The following is a 2,798-nucleotide window of genomic DNA, read 5'->3' on the forward strand; positions in this document are numbered from 1 at the left end:
CGTGACCTGTTTCCCCGCTCACTTCTCTCTCCCGCTTAAAATTTAATCAACTTCAAAATCCGATCAAGAACAGCATGCCTGCCATAAATAATGTGCCACAGAGAGGAGCAGAGAAAAAGCCAGCAGAAACAATGCCGTTCTGATCGCCGCATACTTTCTCTCCATCTCCATGTCATCAGGCATATCCATGTTTTTTGACATATCGCGCTCCTATCTCTCGTACTATTTCACAACCGGGGGTGTCTCGAAACTATGGTAGGGCGCTGGTGACGGCAGCGTCCACTCCAGCGTCTTTGCTCCCTCCCAGGGCTTTTCCGGCGCCTTTGCGCCGCCACGGATGCACTTCAGCACCACGTAAAGGAACAGCAGCTGGGTGGAACCGAAACCGAAAGCGCCGATACTGGAGATCATGTTGAAATCGGCAAACTGCAGCGCATAGTCGGGAATACGGCGCGGCATGCCCGCCAAGCCCAGGAAGTGCTGCACAAAGAAGGTGACATTGAAAAAGATCATCGACAGCCAGAAATGCCATTTGCCCAGCGTCTCGTCATACATATGCCCGGTCCATTTCGGCAGCCAGTAATAAGTCCCGGCAAAGATGGCGAAAAGCGAGCCCGATACCAGCACATAATGGAAGTGCGCGATGACATAGTAGGTATCCTGCACCTGAACATCTATCGGCACGATTGCGCAAACCACGCCGCTGAACCCGCCAATGACAAAAAGGAAGATAAAACCGATCGAGAACAGCATGGGCGTCTCGAAGGTCATGGAACCGCGCCACATGGTGGCTGTCCAGTTGAATACCTTCACGCCGGTTGGGACCGCGATCAACATCGTGCCATACATGAAGAACAGTTGCCCGGTGACCGGCATGCCGGCGGTGAACATGTGATGCGCCCAGACGATACAGGACAGGATGGCGATCGAGGCGGTGGCGTAAACCATCGAGGAATAGCCGAACAATGGTTTGCGCGCAAACGCGGGAATGATCTCCGAAACAATGCCGAATGAGGGCAAGATCATGATGTAAACTTCCGGGTGCCCGAAGAACCAGAAAATATGCTGGAACATCACTGGGTCGCCACCACCCGCCGCATTGAAGAAATTGGTGCCGAAATGGCGGTCGGTCAGCAACATGGTGACCACTCCTGCCAGCACCGGCATCACCAATACCAGTAGATACGCCGTGATCAGCCAGGTCCAGACGAACATCGGCATTTTCATCAGCGTCATGCCCGGTGCGCGCATGTTGAGAATGGTGGTGATGATATTGATCGACCCCATGATGGAAGAAGCGCCAAGGATGTGGACGGCAAAGATCATCATGTCCATGCCTACGCCCATTTGCACCGACAGCGGCGGGTAGAATGTCCAGCCACCCGCCGCTGCCCCGCCTGGCGCAAAAAACGAACTGATCAGCAGCAGCGCCGCCGGAGGCAGCAGCCAGAAGCTCCAGTTGTTCATGCGTGCGAAAGCCATATCCGGTGCGCCGATCATCATCGGGATCTGCCAGTTGGCAAAGCCGACAAACGCCGGCATGATGGCGCCGAACACCATCACCAGGCCATGCATGGTGGTCAACTGATTAAAGAATTCGGGCTGCACGATCTGCAGGCCCGGCATAAACAGCTCGGCCCGTATGGTCAGCGCCATCACACCCCCCGTGAGGAACATGATGAAGCTGAACCAGAGATACATGGTGCCTATATCTTTATGGTTGGTGGTGGTCAGCCAGCGCATCAGGCCGGTGGGATGATGATCGTGCGCGTGCGCAATGTCGTCGTGTACTGCTGCCATAACTTTCTCCTTGGTGCTATTTTTTGAAATATTTGTATCGGGTGATGATTAACCAGCGCTCAAGCCGCCGGAATCTGACGATGCATCTGGGCGATATCCGTGACGGATAATCGCGATGCCGTGATCGCAACACCGTGATGGTGCCGCAGTGGTTTCCTCCTTGATGCTATTTTCTGAGTTCGTTGATTTCCGATGGCTGCACTACGTCGCCTGTCGTATTGCCCCAGGCATTGCGCTCGTAGGTGACCACCGCCGCGATTTGTACATCCGACAGGTGCTTGAAAGCCGCCATTGCCGTGCCGGTCTTTCCGTTCATTACTATGTTGATATGCTCGCCCTTGGGACCCGTGGCAATCTTCGATCCGTCCAGCGCGGCAAACGTCCCCGGAACACCCTTGCCATTGGCCTGGTGACAGGCCACACAGTTGCCGGCATAGACTTTCTCGCCCTCGGCTTTCAACTCATCCAGCGTGAAGGTCTTGTTGACATCAACCGCCGCCACGGCGGTCTTCTTCTTCTGTTCCGCCACCCACTGCGCGTATTTCTCCGGCTCCAGCGCTTCCACCACGATCGGCATGAAGCCGTGTTCCTTGCCACAGAGTTCCGCACATTGCCCACGATAGGTCCCAGGCTTCTCCACCGTGAACCAGGTGTCGCGGATGAAACCGGGAATGGCGTCCTGCTTGGCCCCTAATGCCGGAACCCACCAGGCGTGGATCACGTCGTTGGCCGTCAGCAGTATCCGTATCTTCTTGCCTGTCGGCACCACCAGCGGATTATCCACTTCCAGCAGGTAGTTCTCGCTCTTGGTTTCCTTGTTCTCCTGCTGCGCTCTAGGTGTGGACAATGCGCTCAGGAAGCTGATGCCTTCCCCTTCGCCCGTGATGTAGTCGTATCCCCATTTCCACTGGTAGCCCGTCGTCTTGATGGTGATGTCCGGGCTGGAGGTGTCCTTCATGGCGATGATGGTCTTGGTAGCCGGATAGGCCATCCCAACC

Annotated in this window: 3 protein-coding genes; all 3 read right to left on the reverse strand. The window is 55.5% G+C overall.

What is annotated here, in order from left to right; all coding sequences use genetic code 11:
• Positions 1–63 precede the first annotated feature (63 nt).
• Positions 64–201: a hypothetical protein gene (locus tag SQ11_RS17400; protein ID WP_156972533.1), complete on the reverse strand. Its 138-nt coding sequence runs from the start codon at positions 199–201 to the stop codon at positions 64–66.
• 21 nt (positions 202–222) lie between these two features.
• Entirely contained in the window at positions 223–1,800 is a 1,578-nt protein-coding gene (ctaD, locus tag SQ11_RS15320; protein WP_041515070.1) for a cytochrome c oxidase subunit I, read from the reverse strand.
• Between the two features lie 166 nt (positions 1,801–1,966).
• Positions 1,967–2,798, reverse strand: an 832-nt coding sequence (locus SQ11_RS15325; RefSeq protein ID WP_041515071.1) for a c-type cytochrome, incomplete at its 5' end; no start/stop codon positions are given.

Source organism: Nitrosospira sp. NpAV (genome assembly GCF_000832065.1).
In the GTDB taxonomy this organism is placed as follows: Bacteria; Pseudomonadota; Gammaproteobacteria; order Burkholderiales; family Nitrosomonadaceae; genus Nitrosospira.

What these genes read in the sequence shown, in the direction of transcription:
- SQ11_RS17400 (WP_156972533.1), bottom strand. Translation starts at nt 201, where the DNA reads ATGTCAAAAAACATGGATATGCCTGATGACATGGAGATGGAGAGAAAG.
- ctaD (WP_041515070.1), bottom strand. Translation starts at nt 1,800, where the DNA reads ATGGCAGCAGTACACGACGACATTGCGCACGCGCACGATCATCATCCC.